General features: G+C 72.0%; 22 protein-coding genes. 15 read left to right on the forward strand and 7 right to left on the reverse strand.

Annotated elements, in window-relative coordinates:
• Positions 1-30 precede the first annotated feature (30 nt).
• From HQQ85_RS19540 to HQQ85_RS19585, 10 genes are all read left to right on the forward strand, one after another.
• Positions 31-1,809 carry a S9 family peptidase gene (locus HQQ85_RS19540; RefSeq protein ID WP_173184280.1) on the forward strand — a complete coding sequence of 593 codons (1,779 nt, stop codon included), beginning with the start codon at positions 31-33 and terminating at the stop codon, positions 1,807-1,809.
• A 142-nt stretch (positions 1,810-1,951) separates the two neighbouring features.
• On the forward strand, positions 1,952-3,262 hold the full coding sequence (locus HQQ85_RS19545) for an ABC transporter substrate-binding protein (RefSeq protein ID WP_173184282.1): 1,311 nt from the start codon (positions 1,952-1,954) through the stop codon (positions 3,260-3,262).
• A gap of 163 nt (positions 3,263-3,425) precedes the next feature.
• Positions 3,426-4,334 (forward strand): carbohydrate ABC transporter permease, encoded by a 909-nt coding sequence (locus HQQ85_RS19550; protein WP_254069618.1) that lies wholly within the window; start codon positions 3,426-3,428, stop codon positions 4,332-4,334.
• Complete coding sequence (locus HQQ85_RS19555; RefSeq protein WP_173184284.1) at positions 4,331-5,242, forward strand: carbohydrate ABC transporter permease; 912 nt, start codon at positions 4,331-4,333, stop codon at positions 5,240-5,242. Before HQQ85_RS19550 ends, HQQ85_RS19555 begins: the two co-directional genes overlap by 4 nt.
• Positions 5,243-5,247: 5 nt before the next feature.
• Positions 5,248-5,946 carry a DUF624 domain-containing protein gene (locus HQQ85_RS19560; RefSeq protein WP_371741973.1) on the forward strand — a complete coding sequence of 233 codons (699 nt, stop codon included), beginning with the start codon at positions 5,248-5,250 and terminating at the stop codon, positions 5,944-5,946.
• On the forward strand, positions 5,943-7,226 hold the full coding sequence (locus HQQ85_RS19565; RefSeq protein WP_371741974.1) for an alpha-L-fucosidase: 1,284 nt from the start codon (positions 5,943-5,945) through the stop codon (positions 7,224-7,226). Before HQQ85_RS19560 ends, HQQ85_RS19565 begins: the two co-directional genes overlap by 4 nt.
• Positions 7,223-8,218 (forward strand): serine hydrolase, encoded by a 996-nt coding sequence (locus HQQ85_RS19570; protein ID WP_173184288.1) that lies wholly within the window; start codon positions 7,223-7,225, stop codon positions 8,216-8,218. Before HQQ85_RS19565 ends, HQQ85_RS19570 begins: the two co-directional genes overlap by 4 nt.
• A gap of 124 nt (positions 8,219-8,342) precedes the next feature.
• Positions 8,343-9,467 carry a Gfo/Idh/MocA family protein gene (locus HQQ85_RS19575; RefSeq protein ID WP_216851929.1) on the forward strand — a complete coding sequence of 375 codons (1,125 nt, stop codon included), beginning with the start codon at positions 8,343-8,345 and terminating at the stop codon, positions 9,465-9,467.
• Between the two features lie 5 nt (positions 9,468-9,472).
• Positions 9,473-10,663 carry a dihydrodipicolinate synthase family protein gene (locus HQQ85_RS19580; protein ID WP_371741981.1) on the forward strand — a complete coding sequence of 397 codons (1,191 nt, stop codon included), beginning with the start codon at positions 9,473-9,475 and terminating at the stop codon, positions 10,661-10,663.
• On the forward strand, positions 10,660-11,643 hold the full coding sequence (locus HQQ85_RS19585) for a sugar phosphate isomerase/epimerase (RefSeq protein WP_173184292.1): 984 nt from the start codon (positions 10,660-10,662) through the stop codon (positions 11,641-11,643). The genes HQQ85_RS19580 and HQQ85_RS19585 overlap by 4 nt, the downstream gene beginning before the upstream one ends.
• A gap of 74 nt (positions 11,644-11,717) precedes the next feature.
• Here HQQ85_RS19585 and HQQ85_RS19590 read toward each other — a convergent pair whose 3' ends face one another.
• From HQQ85_RS19590 to HQQ85_RS19600, 3 genes are read right to left on the reverse strand one after another with little or no spacing between them, the layout of a single operon-like run.
• On the reverse strand, positions 11,718-12,167 hold the full coding sequence (locus HQQ85_RS19590) for a BLUF domain-containing protein (RefSeq protein ID WP_173184293.1): 450 nt from the start codon (positions 12,165-12,167) through the stop codon (positions 11,718-11,720).
• 35 nt (positions 12,168-12,202) lie between these two features.
• Positions 12,203-13,045, reverse strand: coding sequence for an aldo/keto reductase (locus HQQ85_RS19595; RefSeq protein ID WP_173184294.1), 843 nt, complete (start codon positions 13,043-13,045; stop codon positions 12,203-12,205).
• 25 nt (positions 13,046-13,070) lie between these two features.
• Positions 13,071-14,804: a cell wall-binding repeat-containing protein gene (locus tag HQQ85_RS19600; RefSeq protein WP_173184295.1), complete on the reverse strand. Its 1,734-nt coding sequence runs from the start codon at positions 14,802-14,804 to the stop codon at positions 13,071-13,073.
• Between the two features lie 164 nt (positions 14,805-14,968).
• Between HQQ85_RS19600 and HQQ85_RS19605 the strand changes: the two genes are divergently transcribed.
• Entirely contained in the window at positions 14,969-15,184 is a 216-nt protein-coding gene (locus HQQ85_RS19605) for a hypothetical protein (RefSeq protein WP_173184296.1), read from the forward strand.
• A gap of 57 nt (positions 15,185-15,241) precedes the next feature.
• Entirely contained in the window at positions 15,242-15,784 is a 543-nt protein-coding gene (locus tag HQQ85_RS19610) for a putative immunity protein (RefSeq protein WP_173184297.1), read from the forward strand.
• A 13-nt stretch (positions 15,785-15,797) separates the two neighbouring features.
• Here the strand turns inward: HQQ85_RS19610 and HQQ85_RS19615 are convergent, their stop codons facing one another.
• On the reverse strand, positions 15,798-16,031 hold the full coding sequence (locus HQQ85_RS19615) for a hypothetical protein (protein WP_173184298.1): 234 nt from the start codon (positions 16,029-16,031) through the stop codon (positions 15,798-15,800).
• A 215-nt stretch (positions 16,032-16,246) separates the two neighbouring features.
• Between HQQ85_RS19615 and HQQ85_RS19620 the strand changes: the two genes are divergently transcribed.
• Both HQQ85_RS19620 and HQQ85_RS21240 read left to right on the forward strand, forming a co-directional pair.
• Positions 16,247-17,434, forward strand: a complete 1,188-nt coding sequence (locus HQQ85_RS19620) for a MalY/PatB family protein (protein WP_173184299.1) — start codon at positions 16,247-16,249, stop codon at positions 17,432-17,434.
• Positions 17,435-17,543: 109 nt separating this feature from the next.
• Complete coding sequence (locus HQQ85_RS21240; RefSeq protein WP_173184301.1) at positions 17,544-17,885, forward strand: carboxymuconolactone decarboxylase family protein; 342 nt, start codon at positions 17,544-17,546, stop codon at positions 17,883-17,885.
• Between the two features lie 113 nt (positions 17,886-17,998).
• Here the strand turns inward: HQQ85_RS21240 and HQQ85_RS19630 are convergent, their stop codons facing one another.
• Genes HQQ85_RS19630 through HQQ85_RS19640 form a run of 3 tightly spaced genes read right to left on the reverse strand, consistent with a single transcriptional unit; the run spans position 17,999 to position 19,458 of the window.
• Entirely contained in the window at positions 17,999-18,367 is a 369-nt protein-coding gene (locus HQQ85_RS19630) for a VOC family protein (RefSeq protein ID WP_173184303.1), read from the reverse strand.
• 10 nt (positions 18,368-18,377) lie between these two features.
• On the reverse strand, positions 18,378-18,821 hold the full coding sequence (locus tag HQQ85_RS19635) for a DUF1232 domain-containing protein (protein ID WP_371741975.1): 444 nt from the start codon (positions 18,819-18,821) through the stop codon (positions 18,378-18,380).
• Positions 18,822-18,855: 34 nt separating this feature from the next.
• On the reverse strand, positions 18,856-19,458 hold the full coding sequence (locus HQQ85_RS19640; RefSeq protein ID WP_216851901.1) for a Chromate resistance protein ChrB: 603 nt from the start codon (positions 19,456-19,458) through the stop codon (positions 18,856-18,858).
• Positions 19,459-19,551: 93 nt separating this feature from the next.
• Between HQQ85_RS19640 and HQQ85_RS19645 the strand changes: the two genes are divergently transcribed.
• Complete coding sequence (locus HQQ85_RS19645) at positions 19,552-19,893, forward strand: hypothetical protein (RefSeq protein WP_173184305.1); 342 nt, start codon at positions 19,552-19,554, stop codon at positions 19,891-19,893.
• The last annotated feature ends 12 nt before the right edge of the window (positions 19,894-19,905 follow it).

The following is a 19,905-nucleotide window of genomic DNA, read 5'->3' on the forward strand; positions in this document are numbered from 1 at the left end:
CGCGCGACGACCACGATGGGGCGGTAGACGATGAGCGTTCGCGCGACGACGAACGAGACGACCGGGGCGGACGGGGCGCCGACGACCGGGGGCCTGAGCCGCCGCAACCTCCTCGGGCTGGCGGCGCTCGGCGTCGGTGGCGGTGCGGTGCTGGCGTCGCAGGCGACGACCGCGGCCTCGGCCGGGACGACCGTGACCACTGCTTCGGCCGTGCAGGCCGGGGCGTTCGGCGCAGCGGCGCCCGCCGCCGTCGCGCCGGCCCCGACGGAGATCTCGGGTCTCACCCCGTTCCCGCAGCAGCCCGACCTGAACTTCCAGGCCCAGTTCAACTACGGCGAGGCCGCGTACGGGGCGGCCGAGGTCGGCGAGGTCGCCGCCGGCGTCTTCGACGTCAACGCCGCGATGGCCGCCCTCGACGGGCAGCCCGTCCCGGTCTACGAGCCCTACAACGCGACCTTCGAGGCGCTCGCCGCGCGGCTGGCGGGCGAGGCGGATGCCGACAAGGCGGCGGGCCGGTACGTCAGCGCCCGGTCGAAGTACCTGCGCGCATCCGGCTACTACACCGGGGTTCTCTTCTTCGTGCTCGGCACCGACACCCCCACCCGCGAACCGGAGATCTACGCGGCCATGCAGCGCTGCTGGGCGGAGGCCGCCGCCCTGCTCGAGCCGGTCTGGACGCGCGTCGAGATCCCGATGACCGTGCGCTTCCCCGACGCAACGGGCGCCCCGGTGGCCCGCACCGTCACCGTGCCCGCCTACTGGGCCCGCGCGGCCGGCGACGGGCCGAAGCCCACCGTGATCGTCAACAACGGCAGCGATGCCCAACTCGTCGACACCTACGCCTTCGGCGGGGCCGCCGCGCTGGAGCACGGCTACAACGCGCTGATGTTCGAGGGCCCAGGCCAGGGGTCGCTGCTGTTCGAGCAGGACATCCCGTTCACCCCGTACTGGGAGGATGTCATCACCCCGCTGGTCGACTTCGTGCTGGTCCAGCCCGAGACCGATCCCGAGGCGATCGCGCTGACCGGGTGGAGCTTCGGCGGCCTGCTCGTCATGCGGGCGGCCGCCTATGAGCACCGGATCAAGGCCGTGGTCGCCGACCCGGTGTTCTACGACCCGACGACCCCCTACGAAGCTCTGAAGCAGGTGCCGAGCAACGAGGACTGGGGCTACTACTACGGCAGCCTCCCGGCCTACGGCCTCGAGCCTCCGGTGATGAGTCAGGCCTACTTCCGCTTCCTGCTCAACAAGCGCGGCGAGATCTTCGGGGAGGCATTCCACGCGCAGGCGCTCTCGGGCGTCGTCATCCAGGACATCATCGGCCTGCTGGCGGCCATCGGCAGCTACACCGGTGACGAAGCCCTGTTCGGCAGGATCACCGCGCATTCCCTGCTGCTCAGCTACGAGTACGACACCTTCTTCACCGGTCAGGATGCGACGGTGAAGGGCTGGATGACCGGGGCCGCCTCGGTCGGCACCCACTTCTTCAGCGAAGCCGAGGGCGCGCAGTTCCACTGCGCCCCGATGGCCCCGCAGGTGCGCAACGAGGTCGTCTACGCCTGGCTCGATCAGGTCTTCGCCCACACGCCCACGCCTCCGGCACCCCCGGCGCCCCCCGTCCCTCCGCTCCCTCCGGTGCCCGCGCCGGTGCCGGCGCCCGCCCCGGGAAGCGGTGGCGCCAACGGTGCCCTCGCCGCCACCGGCCTCGACGTGGGCCCGGTCGCCGCGATCGCCGGCGGCCTCGCGACGGCGGGTGCGGGTGCGGCAGCGCTGGCCGCGAAGCTGAAGGCGTCGGGCCACCGCAGCTAGCGAGGTCGGGGTCTTGAAACGTTTTTCCGTTCCGTGTTGACCGACGCCGGGTGCTCCGTTACAGTTGCGGAAAGCGCTTTCTAGGGAAGCTTCCGACAGGGCGCAGCACCGGGTAGACACAGACGTTTCCAGGAGGACAAAGATGTTCGAAATTCGCAAGCGCCGAACGGCGGTCGCCGCGGCGGCGATCGGTGTCAGCGCCGCACTCGCGCTCACGGGCTGCGCCGGCGGGGGCTCCGAGCCGGCCGCGACCTACGACCCGAACGAGAAGGTCACGCTCAACTTCGCCTTCTGGGGCAACGACGTGCGCGCCGACCTCTACGACCAGGCGTTCGCCGCCTTCAACGAGGAGTACCCGAACATCACGGTGAACAGCTCCTTCCTCGGCTTCCCCGAGTTCTGGGAGAAGCGTCAGACCGAGGCGGCCGGCGGCGGCCTGCCCGACGTCATGCAGTTCGACTACTCCTACCTCCGCCAGTACTCCGAGAACGGGCTGCTGCTCGACCTCGACCCCTACCTCGGGTCGACGATCGAGACCGACGCGATCGCCGACAACATCCTCGGCATCGGGGTCGTCGACGGCACCACCACCGGCATCGCGACCTCCACCAACGCCTGGGGCCTCTACACGAACCCGAAGCTGCTGGAGCAGGTCGGCGTGGCCGGCTACGAGGGCGGCGGCAGCTGGGACGACTACGCCGAGTGGATGAAGGAGGTCACGACCGCGGGCAGCGCCCAGGGCATCTCCGGCGGCACCGACTGGACCGGCCGCATCCAGAACTTCGAGATCCAGCTGCGCGCCGAGGGCGCCGAGCTGTTCAGCGAGGATGGCGAGCCCGGCTTCGACAAGGCCCGCCTCGCCGAGTTCTGGGAGCAGGGCGCCGAGGTGCGCGACCCCGCGATCACCATCCCGCAGCAGCGGCTCGAGGAGATCTACCCGCTGTCGGGCTTCGACGCGGCGCAGACCGCGAGCGAGCTGACCTGGGACAACTTCGGTGCCGGCTACCTGGGCAACCTGGGTGAGGGTTACACCGAGCTCGGCCTGGTCGCCCCGCCCGTCACCAAGGAAGGCGCGAAGGACCTGTACCTGAAGCCCTCCATGCTGCACACCATCTCGGCCAAGACCGATCACCCCGAGGCTGCGGCCACGCTCGTGAACTTCCTGGTGAACTCGCCCGAGGTCGGCGCCATCTTCGGCACCAACCGCGGTCTGCCTGCCTCGGAAACCCAGCTCGAGGGCGCCGACCTCGGCGGTCTCGACGCCCAGATCCGCGACTACGAGGAGTCCATCCAGGACCGCCTCGGCGACGCGCCCCCCGTGCCGATCGTCGGCGCCGGCACCCTGGAGGAGAAGTTCCGCCAGATCGGCCAGGAGCTCGGCTTCGGCACCCTGACGGTCGACGAGGCAGTCGACCAGTTCTTCAACGAGATGGACGTCGTCCTCAACCAGTAACCACCCACGCCTTCCGGGCCCGGACCTCGTGTCCGGGCCCGGAGTGCGTCACAGGGATCGGAGAAATCGCGTGACGATCACGAAAGAGGCTGCCGCGGAGCAGCCCACCCGCGCCGGAGCGGGCGGCCCCTCGAAGGGCGCCGGCCGGCCGAAGACCCCGGCGCTGAAGCCGGGGCGGCGACGGGCCAACCGCCGCGAGAACGTGGCGGGCTACACCTTCCTGCTGCCGTGGCTGATCGGCTTCCTGGGCCTCACGCTCGGGCCGATGATCTACTCCCTGTACCTCTCCTTCACGAAGTACAACCTGTTCGCCGACCCGAAGTTCGTCGGGTTCGACAACTACGTGCGCATGTTCACCGAGGACCCGCAGTTCCTGCAGTCCGTGCAGATCACGCTGGTCTACGTGCTCGTCGGCACCCCGGTGAAGCTCGCCGCGGCCCTCGGCATCGCGATGCTGCTGAACTACCGCAACCGCGGCACCGGCTTCTTCCGCTCCTCCTTCTACGCCCCGTCGCTGATCGGCGCCTCCGTCTCGGTCGCCATCGTCTGGCGCGCCATGTTCTCCTCGAACGGGCCGGTCGACTCCTCGCTCAGCCTGTTCGGGATCAACATCGGCGGCTGGGTCGGCAACGTCTCGCTCGTCATCCCGATGATGATCCTGCTGGCGGTGTGGCAGTTCGGCGCCCCGATGGTGATCTTCCTCGCGGGCCTCAAGCAGATCCCGCGCGAGCTCTACGAGGCCGCCGAGGTCGACGGGGCCGGCCCGGTGCGCAAGTTCCGCTCGGTCACGATCCCGATGCTCTCGAGCGTCATCTTCTTCAACCTGCTGCTGGAGACCATCAACGCCTTCCAGGTGTTCGCCTCGGCGTACATCATCTCGAACGGGTCGGGCGGCCCCGCCGGCATGACGAACTTCTACACCCTCTACCTCTACAAGCGCGGCTTCGCCGACGGGCAGATGGGCTACGCCGCGGCGATGGCCTGGGTGCTGGTGATCGTCGTCGCGATCATCGCCTTCATCCTGTTCCGCACCTCGAAGTCGTGGGTCCACTACGCGGGAGAGAACAAATGAGCACCATCGAAGTCGACCGCGCCGCCTTCCTCGAGGGCCAGATCGAGCCGCAGCCGCGGCGCCGCCGCCCGAAGCGCAAGACCGTCAACACGGTCATCTGGTTCGTGGTGCTCCTCGCGCTCACCGCGATCATCCTGTACCCGCTCGTCTGGCTGGTCTTCTCGACCTTCAAGCCCTCGAGCGAGTTCGGCCAGAACCCCGGGCTCATCCCCGAGAACCCGACCATCGACAACTACCTCAAGGTGTTCGACGGAATCGCCGGCACGCCGCTCTGGCGGTTCTTCGGCAACTCGCTGCTGATCGCGGTGAGCGCGGTCGTCGGCATCCTGGCCTCATCGGCCCTGGCGGCCTACGCCTTCGCCCGGATCAAGTTCAAGGGTGTCGGCGTGCTCTTCGCCGCGATGATCGGAACGCTGCTGCTGCCGTTCCACGTCATCATCATCCCGCAGTACATCATGTTCCAGAAGCTCGAGCTGGTGGACACCTACGTGCCGCTGATCCTGCCGAAGTTCCTCGCGACGGAGGCGTTCTTCGTCTTCCTGATGGTGCAGTTCATCCGCAACATCCCGCGCGACATGGACGAGGCGGCCCGGATCGACGGCGCCGGCCACACCCGGATCTTCTTCTCGATCATCCTGCCCCTGATCAGGCCGGCCCTCATCACGAGCGCGATCTTCGCGTTCATCTGGACCTGGAACGACTTCCTCGGCCCGCTGCTCTACGTGAACTCGCCCGAGAAGTACCCGCTGCCGATCGCGCTGCGGCTCTACAACGACGCCACCAGCACCTCCGACTACGGGGCCACGGTCGCGGTGTCGTTCCTCGCGCTCCTGCCGATCCTGATCTTCTTCATCGTGTTCCAGCGCTTCCTCGTCGACGGGGTGGCCACGCAGGGGCTCAAGGGCTGATGACCGTGACCGACAGGCAGCACCGCCGCTTAGATCGGGCCGCCCGCCGCGCCGCCGATTCGGGCAGCGGGCCGGTTCGCGAGGAGGGGCCGCCCGCGCGGTTCCCGGGCGCGCGCAACCGCTTCGCGCTGCTCGGCGAGGTGCTGACGGTGGGCATACTCGTGACGCTGGTGTCGCTCCCGCTCGTGACGCTGCCGGCCGCCCTCGCCGCCGGGGCCGGGCACATGCGCCGCTTCCTGCGGGCCGAGGAATCGACCTTCGCCGTCGCCTGGGCCGAGTTCAAGGCCGCCTTCCTCGGGGGAGCCGTCGTGGCCCTCAGCGCGGCCGTGCTCGTGCTGGTGCTCGTGCTCGACATCGACCTGGCCGGCTCGGGCGCGCTGCCCGGCGGCCCGCTGGTGGGGCTCGTCGGCTGGATCGGTCTCGCCGCGGTCGCGCTGGTGCTGCTCACCGCGTGCGGTCGATGGTCTCCGGATGCCGGCTGGCGCGCCGCCTTCACGGCGGTGCCGTCGGCTCTCGGCGGCGACCCGGCCGGGGCGGGCTACACGATCGCGACCGCGGCCTTCGCGGTGGTCGTGACGTGGCAGCTGCTGCCGCTCGCCGTTCCGGCGCTCGGCTGCGTCGTGCTGGCGATGGTGGCCATCCCGGAGCGTCCGCGGCGCGCGGACCGGGACGACGACGTGCTGGGCCCGGAGGAGACGCGGTGAGCGCCGGCACGACCACGCCCGCCCGCGACAGCGCTACGGCGAGCGTGCTCTCCCGCCCCCTGCCCGCCTGGGCGCGCGACGCCACGCTCGGCGTCTTCGTGCACTGGGGCGCCTACTCGGTGCCGGCCTGGGCCGAGCCGAGCGGCGCGCTCGGCGCCGTGCCCGACGAGGAGTGGTTCGCCCACAACGCCTATGCCGAGTGGTACGCCAACACGATCCGGATTGAGGGCTCGCCGGCGGCGCGTCGGCACACCGAGCTCTACGACGGCGCCCCCTACGCCGCCTTCCTCGACTCCTGGACCGCCGAGCGCTACGACCCCGCCGAGTGGGCGAGGCTCTTCGCCTCGATCGGCGCCGACTACGTCGTGCCGACCACGAAGCACCACGACGGGATCGCGCTCTGGGACGCTCCGGGCGCCGGTGAGCTCAGCACGGTGGCCCGCGGGCCCCGCCGCGACCTGATCGGCCCCCTCGCGGCCGCGGTGCGCGAGGCCGGGATGCGCTTCGGCGTCTACTACTCGGGCGGTCTCGACTGGGCGTTCGCGGAGCATCCGCCGCTCACCTCGAGCGACGACGTCAGCCGGCTGCGACCGGTCGGCGCCGACTACAACGACTACGCCTTCGCGCAGGTGGCCGACCTGATCGACCGCTACGCGCCCGAGGTGCTCTGGAACGACATCGACTGGCCCGACGCCGGCAAGGAGCCCGGGCCGACCTCGATAAAGGAGCTGCTGACCCGCTTCCGGGCGGCGGCGCCCGAGGGCATCGTGAACGACCGCTGGGGCGCGCCGGTCGGCGACTATCGCACCAGCGAGTACGACCACGACACGTCCAACGAGACCGACACCGGTTGGGAGCACTGCCGCGGCCTCGGCTTCTCGTTCGGCTACAACGCCGTCGAGGACGAGGCCCTGACGCCGCGCGAGCTGGCGCGGCTCTACGCCGACGTCGTGTCGCGCGGGGGCCGTCTGCTGCTGAACGTGGGGCCGACGGCGGCGGGCGAGATCCCGGATACTCAGCGGCGCACCCTCGAGGGCGTCGCGCCGTGGCTGGCCGAGGTGAAGCCCGCGACGGTGGGGCGGTCGACGGCCGAGCGGGCGGTCATCCGGGTGACCGTGCCGGGGGCTTCCGCCGACCGGCGGGACGACCCGTGGTGGCGCGCGTGGCGGAGCCCGGACGGCCTGGTCGTCGTGGTGGACGACCCGCGCGCGATCGTGGAGGCCGACGGCCCGGCGCGCGTGTTCGCGCTTCCCGACGGTGCAGACGAGGAGACGGCATGAGCGGCTACGGGCACGCGCTGGGCTGGGCCCGGCGGCAGGTCGACGAGGGCATCCTGCCGACGGCGGTGCTCGGCATCGCCGACGCGAGCGGCGTGCTCGAGCTCGAGGCGTTCGGCGCGAGCGGGTCGAGGCAGGCCGCGGTGGGCGACCACTACCCGCTGTTCTCGATCACGAAGCCGATCGTCGCGCTGACCGCGCTGCGGGCCGTCGAGCGCGGGCTGCTCACGCCGCAGACACCACTTCAGGATGCTCTGCCGGCCTTCGGGGAGCGCCGCTCCGACACCGTGCGCCTGCGCCACCTGCTCAGCCACACCTCGGGCATCGCCGAACCGCCGCTGCACACGCCGCTCGGGCTCGAGGCCTCGCTGCTCGGCGCGGACGCCGACTTCGCCGCCGGCACCGTCTCGCGGTACTCGAGCATCGCGTTCGCGGGCGTGCAGGCGCTGGTCGAGCACGCGACGGGGGAGTCGCTCGAGCACGAGCTCGACGCACTCGCCGCCGACGCCGGGATGCCCGGGCTGACGTTCGACGCGGGCTGCGATCCGCACCCGGTGTTCGACGCGGCCGAGCAGGGGCTGGACTATCCGGCGCTGCAGCGGCTCGCGCATCCGGGGGCGGGGCTGTACGGCACCGCGTCCGACCTGCTGGCGCTGGGATCGGCGCTGCTGGCCGACGGTGGGCGGGTCGTGCATCCGTCGACCGTCGCCGCGATACTGCGCCCGCAGACCACCGGACTGCCCCGGCTCGAGCCCTATCCCGCCGAGCGCGGACAGGACTGGGGCCTGGGCTGGAACCTGCGCTTCGCTGCCCCCGGGCTGCTCGAGCAGCGCACCTACGGCCACGGCGGCTGGGCCGGCACCGAGTTCTGGATCTACCCCGAGCTCGGCGTCGCGTTCGTGCTGCTGACGAACATCGCGAGCCCGTCGCGGCTGGGGCTCGACGTCGACCGGCTGCACAACGCGGTCGTGGCCGGAACGCCGGCGGCGGGCTGACACCCCACTCCCACTGGACAACGCCGGACCCGTCTGGCAGAGTCGAACCATCTGGAAAGCGCTTTCCGCACGGAGAGCCCGAGAGAACGGAAACGACGTGTCGACGCAGACGCTTCGCATCATCATGAACGGCGTCACCGGACGCATGGGCTACCGCCAGCACCTGGTGCGGTCGATCCTCGCGATCCGCGACGACGGCGGCATCCTGCTGCCGAACGGTGACCGGCTCACGGTCGAGCCGATCCTGGTCGGCCGCAACGCCGAGAAGCTGGCCGAGCTGGCCGCCCTGCACGGCGTCGCCGAGTACACCACCGACCTGGCCGCCGCGCTCGCCGACGAGACCGCGACCATCTACTTCGACGCCCAGGTCACGAGCGCCCGGAAGGACGCCATCCTGCAGGCCATCGCCGCCGGCAAGCACATCTACACCGAGAAGCCGATCGCGAACACGGTCGCCGACGGCCTCGAGCTCGTCGCCGCGGCCGAGCAGGCCGGCGTCATCAACGGCGTCGTGCACGACAAGCTCTACCTGCCGGGCCTGCTGAAGCTCAAGCGCCTGATCGACTCGGGCTTCTTCGGCCGCATCCTGAGCGTGCGCGGCGAGTTCGGGTACTGGGTCTTCGAGGGCGACTTCCTGCCCGCGCAGCGCCCCTCCTGGAACTACCGTGAGGAGGACGGCGGCGGCATGACCCTCGACATGTACTGCCACTGGAACTACGTGCTCGAGAACCTCTTCGGCCGCGTCGAGGCGGTCTCCTCCAAGGCCGTCACCCACATCCACGAGCGCTGGGACGAGCAGGGCAACCGCTACGAGGCCACCGCCGACGACGCCGCCTACGGCATCTTCGAGCTCGAGGGCGACATCATCGCGCAGATCAACTCGAGCTGGGCGGTGCGGGTCGACCGCGGCGAGCTGGTCGAGTTCCAGGTCGACGGCACCCTCGGCTCGGCGGTCGCCGGCCTCTTCGGCTGCAAGGTGCAGCCGCGGGTGAACACGCCGAAGCCGGTCTGGAACCCCGACCTGCCGACCGACCAGGACTTCCCGTCGCAGTGGACGCAGATCCCCGACAACCAGGAGTTCACGAACGGCTTCCGGGCGCAGTGGGAGCAGTTCCTGCAGGACGTCGCCGCCGGCCGCCCGCACCCCTACGACCTGGCCGCCGGCGTGCGCGGGCTGCAGCTCGTGGACGCCGGGCTTCAGTCGTCGAACGAGGGGCGTCGCGTCGAGATCCAGGCGGTGTCGTCGTGACGCTCGTGAGCGCCGGCAGCAGCACGGGCACCGGCACCCGCCTCGCGCTGCCGACCGCCGGCGGGTGGCGGGAGATCGAGCTGAACGAGCCGCGGGCGTGGGCCGCGCATCCGTCGCCCTACACCTCGCGGGTCGCGTTCGCGGCCGCCCACGTGGTGGCCGACCCGCACGGCGACAACGTGCCTGGGGCGCCCGCCGCGATCGACTGGGACGCGACGCTCGCGTTCCGCCGGCACCTCTTCGGCTACGGTCTCGGCGTCGCCGAGGCGATGGACACCGCGCAGCGCAACATGGGGCTCGACTGGCCCGCCATCCAGGAGCTCGTCACCCGCAGCGCGGCTCAGGCGAACGACTTCGGGGCCCGCATCGCGTCGGGCGCCGGTACCGACCACCTCACGGTCGCCCCCGGCGTCGCGACGCTCGCCCAGGTTCAGGACGCGTACCTCGAGCAGGTCGCGTTCGTCGAGTCGACCGGGTCGCAGGTCATCGTGATGGCCTCGCGCCACCTCGCCGCGGCGGCCACCGGACCCGAGGACTACCTGGCGGTGTACGACCGCATCCTCTCGCAGGTGTCGGAGCCGGTCGTGCTGCACTGGCTCGGCGAGGCCTTCGACCCGCAGCTCGCGGGCTACTGGGGCACGCGCGACGTGGCCGCCGCGACCGCGACGTTCCTGTCGCTGATCGAGACGCACGCGGCCAAGGTCGACGGCGTGAAGGTGTCGCTGCTCGACGCCTCCCACGAGATCGGGCTGCGCCGGGCGCTGCCCGCCGGGGTGCGGCTCTACACGGGTGACGACTTCAACTACCCGTCGCTCATCCGGGGCGATGAGCAGGGTCACTCGGATGCTCTGCTCGGCGCGTTCGCGGCCATCGCCCCCGCCGCCTCGGCCGCACTCGCCGCGCTCGACGACGGCGACCTCGCGCGCTACGACGCCGAGCTGGCGCCGACGCTGGAGCTCTCGCGCCACATCTTCGAGGCGCCCACCTTCTACTACAAGGTGGGCATCGCGTTCACGGCGTGGCTGACGGGTGCGCAGAGCGGGTTCCAGATGGTGGGCGGGCTGCAGTCGGCCCGCAGCCTGCCGCACCTCGCGCGCATCGTGGAGCTGCTGAACGAGGCGCGGCTGCTGCCCGATCCGTCGTTGGCGGCGCACCGGTTCGGGCTGCTCGCCGAGACGCTGGGGGCGTCGCGATGAGTGTGCAGCAGAACGTCGAGCTGTCTCCGGATGCGCGTGGTGGCGCATCCGGAGCCACCGTCGCCGGGGCGGCCCGCCTCGACGAGCCTGTCTCGTTCGACGTGCCGAGCGGGCTGCCGGCCCGCGTGCCGACGCCCGTGCCCGGTGACCCGCGGCTCGCTCGGCTGTCGCTGAACCAGCGCACCACCGCGAACTGGACACTGCGGGAGGCCATCGACGGCGCTGTCGCCGCCGGCCTCGGCGGAATCGGCGTCTGGCGCGAGCCGCTCGCCGACGTCGGGCTCGATACCGCCGCCGCGTGGATCGCCGACTCGGGCCTGCGCGTCTCGAGCATCTGCCGCGGCGGCTTCTTCACCGTGATCGATCCGGCCGCGCGTCGGGCGGCCCACGACGAGAACCTGCGGGCGCTCGACGAGGCCGCGGCCCTGAAGGCACCGACGCTCGTGCTCGTGCCGGGCGGGCTGCCCGAGGGGTCGAAGGACCTCGTCGGCGCCCGCACCCGCGCCGCGGAGGCCATCGCGGAGCTCGCCCCCGAGGCGCGCGCCCGCGGGGTCGTGCTCGGCATCGAGCCGATGAACCCGATCTTCGCCGCCGACCGCGGGGTCGTCTCGACCCTCGGCCAGGCGCTCGCCTTGGCGGAGCCGTTCGCGCCCGACGAGGTCGGCGTGATCGTCGACACCTTCCACCTCTGGTGGGAGCCGGGAGTGCTCGAGCTCGTCGCCGGCGCGGGAGAGCGGATCGTCAGCTACCAGGTCTGCGACTGGATCACACCGCTGCCCGCCGACACCTTGCTCTCGCGGGGCATGATGGGCGACGGCCACATCGACTTCCCCGCCTTCACGCGAGCGGTCGCGGCCGCCGGCTACGCGGGTGACGTGGAGGTCGAGATCTTCCACGCCGACGTCTGGGCGGCGCCCGGCGCGGAGGTCGTGGCGACGATGGCGCGGCGCTACGCCGAGCTCGTCGAGCCCTGGCTCTGAGCTAGACGGAGCCGCCGACCGCCGCCAGGACGGCTGCCGCCCGGCCTTCGGAACGGCTGCCGCCGGGCGCTGGGTCAGACGCTGCGCTGCGCCTCGGCCTCGAACCAGGCCATGAGATCGCCGAGGGCCCGGGCGGCCTCGCGGGACTCCTCATCGTCGTCGGTGACCCCGAAGGCGCTGAGGTAGCCCGGGATCCCGTCGGGCGGGGTGGCGTCGTGCGGGACGAATCCCATGGTCCAGTCGGGGAAGCGGCGCTCGGACAGGCCCTCCTCGAGCAGCACCTGCACGTCGGTATGACGCGAGTCGCCGGAGATGACGGTCATGCGTTCGCGCACCGAGCTGTCGGGACCCTCGAGCACCTGCAGGAAGCGGCCGTCTCGGTAGAGGAGCATCCCCGTCACCTCGCGGCCGGCGTTGTTGCGCCGGCTGAGCTTGAGGAGCTCGACCAGGTCGTCGTCGCTGAACGGCATGGTGGCGACGCTCGAGTAGATGATCGACAGTACGGCGTCTCGTTCGGTTACCACGTCAGGAGTCTAGCGAAGGGGCGTGCCCGGCCCCGCTACTGCTCCTCGTGCGTCTCCGGGTCGCCGCCGAAGAGCCGCCCGTCGGGCCGGCCGAGCGCGGTGATCGCCGCGACCTCGTCGGCGGAGAGCTCGAAGCCGAACACGTCGAGGTTCTCGGCCTGGCGCGCCGGCGTGCCGCTCTTCGGGATCGGCACGCTGCCGAGCTGCACGTGCCAGCGCAGGATCACCTGCGCGGGCGACACCCCGTGCCGCTCGGCCGCGGTGACGATCGCCGGGTCCTCGTAGCGGGCCGCGCCCTTGCCGAGCGGGCTCCACGCCTCGGTGACGACGCCGAGCTCGGCGTGCACCGCGCGCAGCTCCTCCTGCGGGAACGACGGGTGCAGCTCGATCTGGTTGACCGCCGGCGTCACCCCGGTGGCCTCGATGATCGTGCGCAGGTTGCCCGCGGTGAAGTTGCTGACACCGACCGAGCCGATGACGCCCTCCTCACGGGCCTGCACGAGCGCCTCGTAGGCCTCGACGAACTTCCCGACGCTCGGGTTCGGCCAGTGGATGATGTAGAGGTCGAGGTAGTCGAGCCCCAGCCGCCAGAGCGACTCGCGCACCGCCTCGCCCGCCTGCTCACGGGCGTGGTAGCGGCCGGGCAGCTTCGACGTGACGAACAGCTCCTCGCGCGGCACCCCGCCCCGGCGGATGCCCTCGCCGACCGCTCCCTCGTTCTCGTAGTTGAAGGCGGTGTCGATCAGGCGGTAGCCGGTGCCGATGGCGGAGGCCACCGCATCCGCCCCCGTCTCGCCGCGCAGCGGATAGGTGCCGAACCCCAGCGCGGGGATCGGGCGGCCGTCATTCAGGGTCAGCGTGGGAGCGAGCTCGGTCATCCCTCCACGCTATCCCGGCGCTGCGTCAGTCGCCGCAGGTCGTCAGCGCGAGCACCGGGTCGGCGACCGCGCGGGGGCCGCCGAGAACGGTGAGCGACGAGACGTCCTGGCCGCGCATGGCCGCGAGGGCGTCGGCCGGTAGGCAGTCGGGTCGCGTGACGTAGAGGGGCGCGCCGACGCGGCCGGCCCAGGCCGCGCCGGCGAGGGCGTCGGGGAAGTCGGCGCCGGTCGCGACGAACGCCTGCGGAGCGAAGTCGAACACGGCGGCGTTCAGGGCCGCCGCCACTTCGAAGCGGTCGGCGCCGCCGTAGCGCTGGGTCGGCGCGATCCCGCTGACCTCGTCGGCCAGACCCTCCGAGACCGCGGCGGGCCCGCCCACGATTGTCACCCGCTCGATCGGCAGGTCCCCGAGCATCTCGGCGGTGGCGTCGTCGAGAGCGGATGCGCGGCCGTCCACGATCAGCACCGGCTCCTGCGCGGCCCCCGCCGCCGCCCCGGCGGCCAGGGCGTCGGGGAAGGCGTCGCCGGTGGCGAGGTAGAGCCCCGCGGTCGCGTCCCCGAACACGGACGACAGCACCGCCCGCGACACGGCGAACCGGTCGGCACCGCCGATGCGCTGCACCGGAGCGATCGCAGCGAGGGCGTCGAGCACTCCGTCGGAGACGGCCGAGGCGCCGCCGACCACCACGATGCGGCCGGGCTGCAAGCGTTCGAGCTCGGCCGCGGTGGCGTCGCTGAGCCCGTCGTGGCGGGTGAGCAGCAGCGGCCCGCCCTCCTTCGCGGCGGCCGGTCCGGCGCTCAGGGCGTCGGCGAACGACTCGCCCGTCACGACGTAGGCGACCGGCGCCCCACCCGGGAACTGGGCGGCCGACGCGGCGGCCGCGACGGCGTACCGGTCGGCTCCGCCGACCCGTGTCGCGGTGATCGCCCGCTCGACCACGACGGGCGTCTCGAAGGACACCCCGGCGATGATCCCGGGGGAGACCGGTGCCGCGTCCATCACCACGGAGAGTCGATCCGCGCGGAAATCCCCGAGATCCTCGGGCAGCGCGATCTGCAAGACCGAGCCGTCGTCGGAGACGATCCCCTCGAGGGGGACAGAACTCCCTGGTCCGTGCAGAACGATCTCGCGGAAGAGCTTGTGGCCCCAGTCGGAGTCAGGCCCCGTCGTCCAGAACCCCGGGCGCTCCACGAGATCCAGGCGTTCGCCGGCCACCAACGCGACGGGCTGGCCGCCTGCGGTGTAGGCATGCTGCCGGATGCCACCCGCAGCACTCGATCCGGGCGCGAGATCGGCATCGACGGTGACCAGGGGCGGGTGACCCTGTGCGGGCACCACGGGTACGAACGACGCCGTCAATGAGGCTGCGTCACCGGTTCCGGCGGTCGCGCCGCTGACCAGCAGTCGCAACGTCGACGTGACCGCATCCTCATCCGGGAGCTCGATGTCGAACGAGGTGGACAGGGCGGGAAAGGCACCTCGGAGATCGCTCGGGAATCCGCTGAGGCTCCACGCGTAACCCGTCAACTCGTAGTCGGCGAGCTCCGGGGGGAGCGTGACATGGATGCGCTCCGTCCGTGACGGCACGTAGGCGAAGCTGTCCCAGCTGGCGTCCAGCGACCGCCCGGCCGGCACAAGGGGCACCTCGATCGGCGGGCGGGAGTCGTCGGCCGCGGCGGACGTCGTCACCGCTGCGCCGCTCAGCAGCAGCGCGGCGATCGCGGCTCCGGCCAGTGCCGTGCGTCGTGCAGTCGTCATCGTTCCCCCCACCGCCGCCGCGCCCCGACGGGCGGCGGACGAGGTCACAGTAGCAGCGGGCGGCATCGGCGGCGGGCTGGGCGTGGGGTGTGCATCCGCGTGTCTCGCTCGACACTCGTCGAGGATGGAGTGACGGCACGTCGAGAGGCACAGGAGGAAGCGACATGGAACCGTTCTGGATCGACATCATCGCCCTGGTGGCGTTCGTGGTCGTGGTCGTGGTGGCTTTCGTGGTGCGGCGGCGACTCCGCGGCGGACTCGACTACAAGGAGCCCACGGTGCACCCTGCCGATCGGCCCGACCACTCGCAGGATGCGCGGGCGGCGATGGCGCGGCGGATGTCCGACCGCAGCGGGTTCGGCGCCGGCGGAGGCGTCTGACGGCGGTGGGCTGTGACGGCGGTGGCGCGGCGGCGGAGGGTCTGACAGGCTTCGGGCATGTCCTCACCGCAGACCCTGAGCGAGGGCGATCGGCGGCTCGTGGCGGCCTGGGCGGCCGACTGCGCCGAGCGGGTGCTGCCGCTGTTCGAGGCCGAGGCGCCGGGCGACGACCGGCCGCGTGACGCCATCGCCCGTGCTCGGGCCTTCGGCCGGGGCGAGCTGGATGCGGCGGGCGAGATCCGGCGTCGCTTCGTCGCGAACCGGGCCGCGCAGGTCGTGTCCTCGCCGGCGGCGCGGGCGGCCGCCTGGTCGGCGGGGCAGGCGTCGGGGGTGGCGCACATGGGGGCTCATGCGCTCGGTGCCGCGGCCTATGCAGCCAAGGCCGCCGCTCTCGCCGCCGGTGAGGCGGGCCTGTCCGGCGCGGCGGAGGCCGAGCTGACCTGGCAGCTCGAGCAGATGAGCGAGCCGGTTCGGCACGCCCTCCGGCAGCTGCCCAGCCTCGGAGCCGACACGTCGGGCCCGCTCGGCGCGGGGCTGCTCGCGACGGGACTGCTCGGCGAGAGCATCCGCTGGTTGCAGAAGTCGCTCGCCGCCCACTGAAGAACCGACGGAGCTAGTCGCGCTCGCCGAGTGCTGCGCCATCGTCGGGGCCGGCGTCGCCCGGCTCGGGGGTGCGGAACGGCGGGTTCTGCGTGGCCGGGGCCGTTCCGCTCTGCTCGGCTGCGGTGGGGGAGTCCTCGAGGTCGGCAGGGGTGCCGCCGCCGGGGGCTCCGGGGCCCGGGTCGGAGGCGGCGGGCGCCTCGTCGCGGTCGGACAGGATGGGCACGAAGGGCTCTGACATCGACATGGGTCGAGCCTCCGCCCTCGCGGCGGGAGACGCAGCCCCCTTGACCGTGACGCATTCCGCAACAGTCGGTGCGGGCGGCGCGGCGGGCGGCGAGGATGCTGGGGCGGGCATCCGACGACCTGCACCCTCACGAGACCACACCCGCACCGCGGCCACACCGGCACCGCCGACGCACCCGCACCGACCCCGCACCCGCATCCGCACCGAAACGAGACATGCACCGGTTCGACCAGATCACCGCCGACCACCTCGACGTGCCGTCGAGCCGCAAGTGGAGCCTGCACCCCGGCACGATCGGCGCCTGGGTCGCCGAGATGGACTTCGGCACCGCACCCGCCGTCACCGCCGCCCTGCACCGCGCGCTCGACGAGGGGGTGCTCGGCTACCTCGCCCCGGCGACGGCCCACGAGATGGCCGAGGCGACGGCCGAATGGATGCTCGACGCCTACGACTGGCGCATCGACCCCGCCCGGGTGCACCACGTCTCCGACGTGATGGCGGCCCTCGGCGTGGCCGTGACCGCGTTCTCGCCGCCGGGCTCGGCCGTGATCGTGCCGACGCCGGCGTATATGCCGTTCTTGACATATCCGCCGACGCTCGGGCATCCGGTGGTCGAGGTCCCGGGGATCTTCGTCGACGACGAGGTGACCGGCGCGCCGCGCTGGCGGCACGACCTCGACGCGATCGACGCCGCCTTCCGCGCGGGGGCCGGCACGCTCATCCTGTGCAACCCGCAGAACCCCACGGGCACCGCGCTCGACCGCGCCGAGCTCGACGCGATCGCCGAGCTGGTGGAGCGGCACGGCGGGCGGGTGTTCGCCGATGAGATCCACGCGCCGCTCCGGTTCGACGGGCGACCGCACATCCCCTACGCGACGGTCTCGGAGGCCGCCGCCGCCCACTCGATCACCGGCACCAGCGCGTCGAAGGCCTGGAATCTGCCCGGCCTCAAGGCCGCTCAGCTGATCACCACGAACGACGCCGACGAGCGCCGGTACGCGCGTTTCGGCTTCGCCGTGCAGCACGGGGCGGCCACGCCGGGCGTGATCGCCGCAACCGCCGCCTACCGCGCGGGGCGGGAGTGGCTCGGCGAGGTGGTCGACTACCTCGACGGCAACCGCCGCCTGCTCGGCTCGCTGCTCGCCGAACACGCCCCGGGCGTCGGCTACGCCCTGCCCGAGGCGACCTACCTCGCCTGGCTCGACTGCCGATCGCTCGAGCTCGACCTCGGCCCCGGCGTCTCACCCGCCGCCCTGCTGCGCGAGCGCGCCGGCGTCACGGTCACCGACGGCGCCCTCTGCGGCGCCGGCTACGAGGGCTTCGTGCGCCTCGTCTTCGCCATGCCCCGCCCGCTGCTGCGCGAGGCCACCCTGCGAATAGCGGATGCCCTGGCCGCCCCCTGACCGCCGCCCACCCGCCCCGCTACCCTGCTGCGCCCACCACTGAGCCCCACCGCTCGCCGACACCACCGAGCCCACCCCCGCCGAGCCGACCCCACCAGGAGGAACCCCCATGGCCGACTACTTCGACCGCACCGCCGACAAGACCTTCACCGCCGTCTACAAGAAGGAGACGCCCGACATCCTCGCGGCGTTCGCGGCCTTCGACAACGCCGTCTTCCAGCCGGAGGGCCGCGAGATCCCGCTGAAGTACCGCGAGCTGATCGCGCTCGCCGTCGGAATCACGACCCAGTGCGTCTACTGCATCGACGCCCACAGCCAGAACGCCGTCAAGGCCGGCGCCTCCGAGGGCGAGCTCGCCGAGGCCGCCTGGGTCGCCACGGCCATCCGCGCCGGCGGCGGCTATGCGCACGGGCGACTCGCCTTCAAGCTCTCGGGCGCGCACGAGCACTGAGCCGGGGCGGGCCGGGCCGGCAGGGGGCGCGCGGGGCGGGGCGGCCTCCGGGGTCGTGCCGCCGAGCATCCGGAACCCGCACCGGGCACCCGGGCACGGGCGGAGCGAGCGGGTCAGTCGTTCGGCGCGACGAGGCAGAACGGATGCCCGGCCGGATCGAGATACACCCGGAACGTCTCGGTGACCGACCCCGTCGCCGTCGCCCCGATCGCCAGCACGGCCTGTTCGCCGGCGTCGAGATCGTCGACCTTGACATCGAGGTGGATCTGCTGCGGAACCAGCTGACCCGGCCACTCGGGCGCCCGGTAGTCGTCGACCTGCTGGAATGCGAGGAGCGGGCGGCCGGTCGCGCCGGGCGGCAGCACCTCGGCCCAGTCGGGATCGTCCTGGACGATCTCGCCCCCGATCAGCTCGGCGTAGAACCGGGCGAGGGCCTGGGTGTCGGGGCAGTCGAGGACGACGACGTCGAGGGTTCCGATCATCCGGCACACCCTATTCCTTCGGAACCCGATCGTCACGGGGACCAGCCAGGCCGGTCAGCGCGAGCAGACTGCTCAGTCCCGCCGCGGTGCCGGGCCAGTGACGGCGCAGGGGTGCGACCCCGGTGCGGCGGAGGACGAACCGGAGCACGAGGGCAGCGACGATCACATCATCGGCGACGCCCAGCACGGGGATGACGTCGGGGATCAGGTCGAGGGGCAGCAGCAGGTAGCCGAGCAGGCCCACCAGCGACCAGCGCACGGAGCGCGGGAGGGTGCGATCGCCGACGAGCGCCCGGAGCAGGCGGATCGTGTCGGGGACGAGACGCACGGCCTCGCGCCAGTCGATCGACCGGCCCATGCGTCGCTGCTGCAGCCACAGTGTGATCACGAGGGCGCACCAGGTGAGCAGCAGGCCGCCACCCACGGCTGCGGCGACGCCCCACCAGTCGGTCACGGTGTGGCCGTCGCGCGCCGGGTCGTCACCGAGCTCATCCCTCCCCGGGGACGGGGACGGGGACGGGGTCGAGGCCGGGGCCGGTACCGGGGTCGGGCTCGGTCGGCAGGTTCACCTCGTAGACCCGCTCGGAGTAGGACGCGAGCTTCTCGGTGCTGGCCGTCAGCCGCTCGGTCGCCTGCTGGGTCTCGGGCAGCGGGAAGGCGTTGCGGCGCAGGAAGTCACGGTGCCACCGCCGGAGGCGGTCGAGGCTCTGCTCCTCCTCCTCGAGCTCTCCGAAGGTGAACTTCTCCTTGGCGAACTCGCGATCGATCTCGGCGTCGAACTTGCCGCAGTCGGCGACGAACTCGGCCCATTCGTCGACTCGGGCGCTCGTGAACGTCTCGAGCAGTGCAGCCGCGTCGGCCTCGGACTGCCCGTTCGCGCGGAACACCGACACGCTGCCGTCCCCCCGCTCGGCCAGCTCGCGCACGGCGTCGACACCCTCCGCGAATGCCGGCAGATCGGGCGCCGCCCACATCCCGGCGGCCGCCGGCACGGCGCCGAGTCGCCGCAGCTCCCGCCACACCGCGACGCGATGCCGCGACGGCTGAGCAGGCACCCGCGGAACGACAAGAAGCCAGGAAATATCAGTCACACGCTCACTGTAACACCCGTTACATTCAATTTACGAGTGGCTGTTCCTGGTCGTTCGACTACTGACGGGCGCAGTCAGAGCTATCGTGTCGGGGTGAGCGAACCCCAAAGGTCGGGCCACCACCCGGCGACGGGGGCGGTGCAGCCCGGGCGAGTGCGGCAGTGGGGAAAGGTGCTCGCCGCCCATCCGCCGGTCTTCGCGGCCGCATCGATGCTCGCGTTCACGTTGACGATCTGGTTCTGTGCGGCCCACGGCTGGCACCTCGACGAGGTCGTGGATCTAGGGCGCTACCGGCTGAGACTGTGGGTCGTGGCCGCCATCGGCCTTCCCCTCTGGTCTGTCGGTATCGCCGTCGGAGTGTGGCAGGCCGTGACGGGCCCCCGCCGACGTCCGGCGTCGGGTCGGGACCACCGCCAGGACGGTCGGGCGGAGTGATCACCACTCGCC

The sequence above is a fragment of the Herbiconiux sp. VKM Ac-2851 genome, assembly GCF_013205105.1.
GTDB lineage: Bacteria > Actinomycetota > Actinomycetes > Actinomycetales > Microbacteriaceae > Herbiconiux > Herbiconiux flava.

Coding starts and splice junctions, on each gene's coding strand:
- HQQ85_RS19620 (WP_173184299.1), top strand. CDS start 16,247: ATGCACCGGTTCGACCAGATCACCGCCGACCACCTCGACGTGCCGTCG.
- HQQ85_RS19615 (WP_173184298.1), bottom strand. CDS start 16,031: ATGTCGATGTCAGAGCCCTTCGTGCCCATCCTGTCCGACCGCGACGAG.
- HQQ85_RS19540 (WP_173184280.1), top strand. CDS start 31: ATGAGCGTTCGCGCGACGACGAACGAGACGACCGGGGCGGACGGGGCG.
- HQQ85_RS19570 (WP_173184288.1), top strand. CDS start 7,223: ATGAGCGGCTACGGGCACGCGCTGGGCTGGGCCCGGCGGCAGGTCGAC.
- HQQ85_RS19555 (WP_173184284.1), top strand. CDS start 4,331: ATGAGCACCATCGAAGTCGACCGCGCCGCCTTCCTCGAGGGCCAGATC.
- HQQ85_RS19600 (WP_173184295.1), bottom strand. CDS start 14,804: ATGACGACTGCACGACGCACGGCACTGGCCGGAGCCGCGATCGCCGCG.
- HQQ85_RS19610 (WP_173184297.1), top strand. CDS start 15,242: ATGTCCTCACCGCAGACCCTGAGCGAGGGCGATCGGCGGCTCGTGGCG.
- HQQ85_RS21240 (WP_173184301.1), top strand. CDS start 17,544: ATGGCCGACTACTTCGACCGCACCGCCGACAAGACCTTCACCGCCGTC.
- HQQ85_RS19605 (WP_173184296.1), top strand. CDS start 14,969: ATGGAACCGTTCTGGATCGACATCATCGCCCTGGTGGCGTTCGTGGTC.
- HQQ85_RS19630 (WP_173184303.1), bottom strand. CDS start 18,367: ATGATCGGAACCCTCGACGTCGTCGTCCTCGACTGCCCCGACACCCAG.
- HQQ85_RS19595 (WP_173184294.1), bottom strand. CDS start 13,045: ATGACCGAGCTCGCTCCCACGCTGACCCTGAATGACGGCCGCCCGATC.
- HQQ85_RS19585 (WP_173184292.1), top strand. CDS start 10,660: ATGAGTGTGCAGCAGAACGTCGAGCTGTCTCCGGATGCGCGTGGTGGC.
- HQQ85_RS19575 (WP_216851929.1), top strand. CDS start 8,343: ATGAACGGCGTCACCGGACGCATGGGCTACCGCCAGCACCTGGTGCGG.
- HQQ85_RS19545 (WP_173184282.1), top strand. CDS start 1,952: ATGTTCGAAATTCGCAAGCGCCGAACGGCGGTCGCCGCGGCGGCGATC.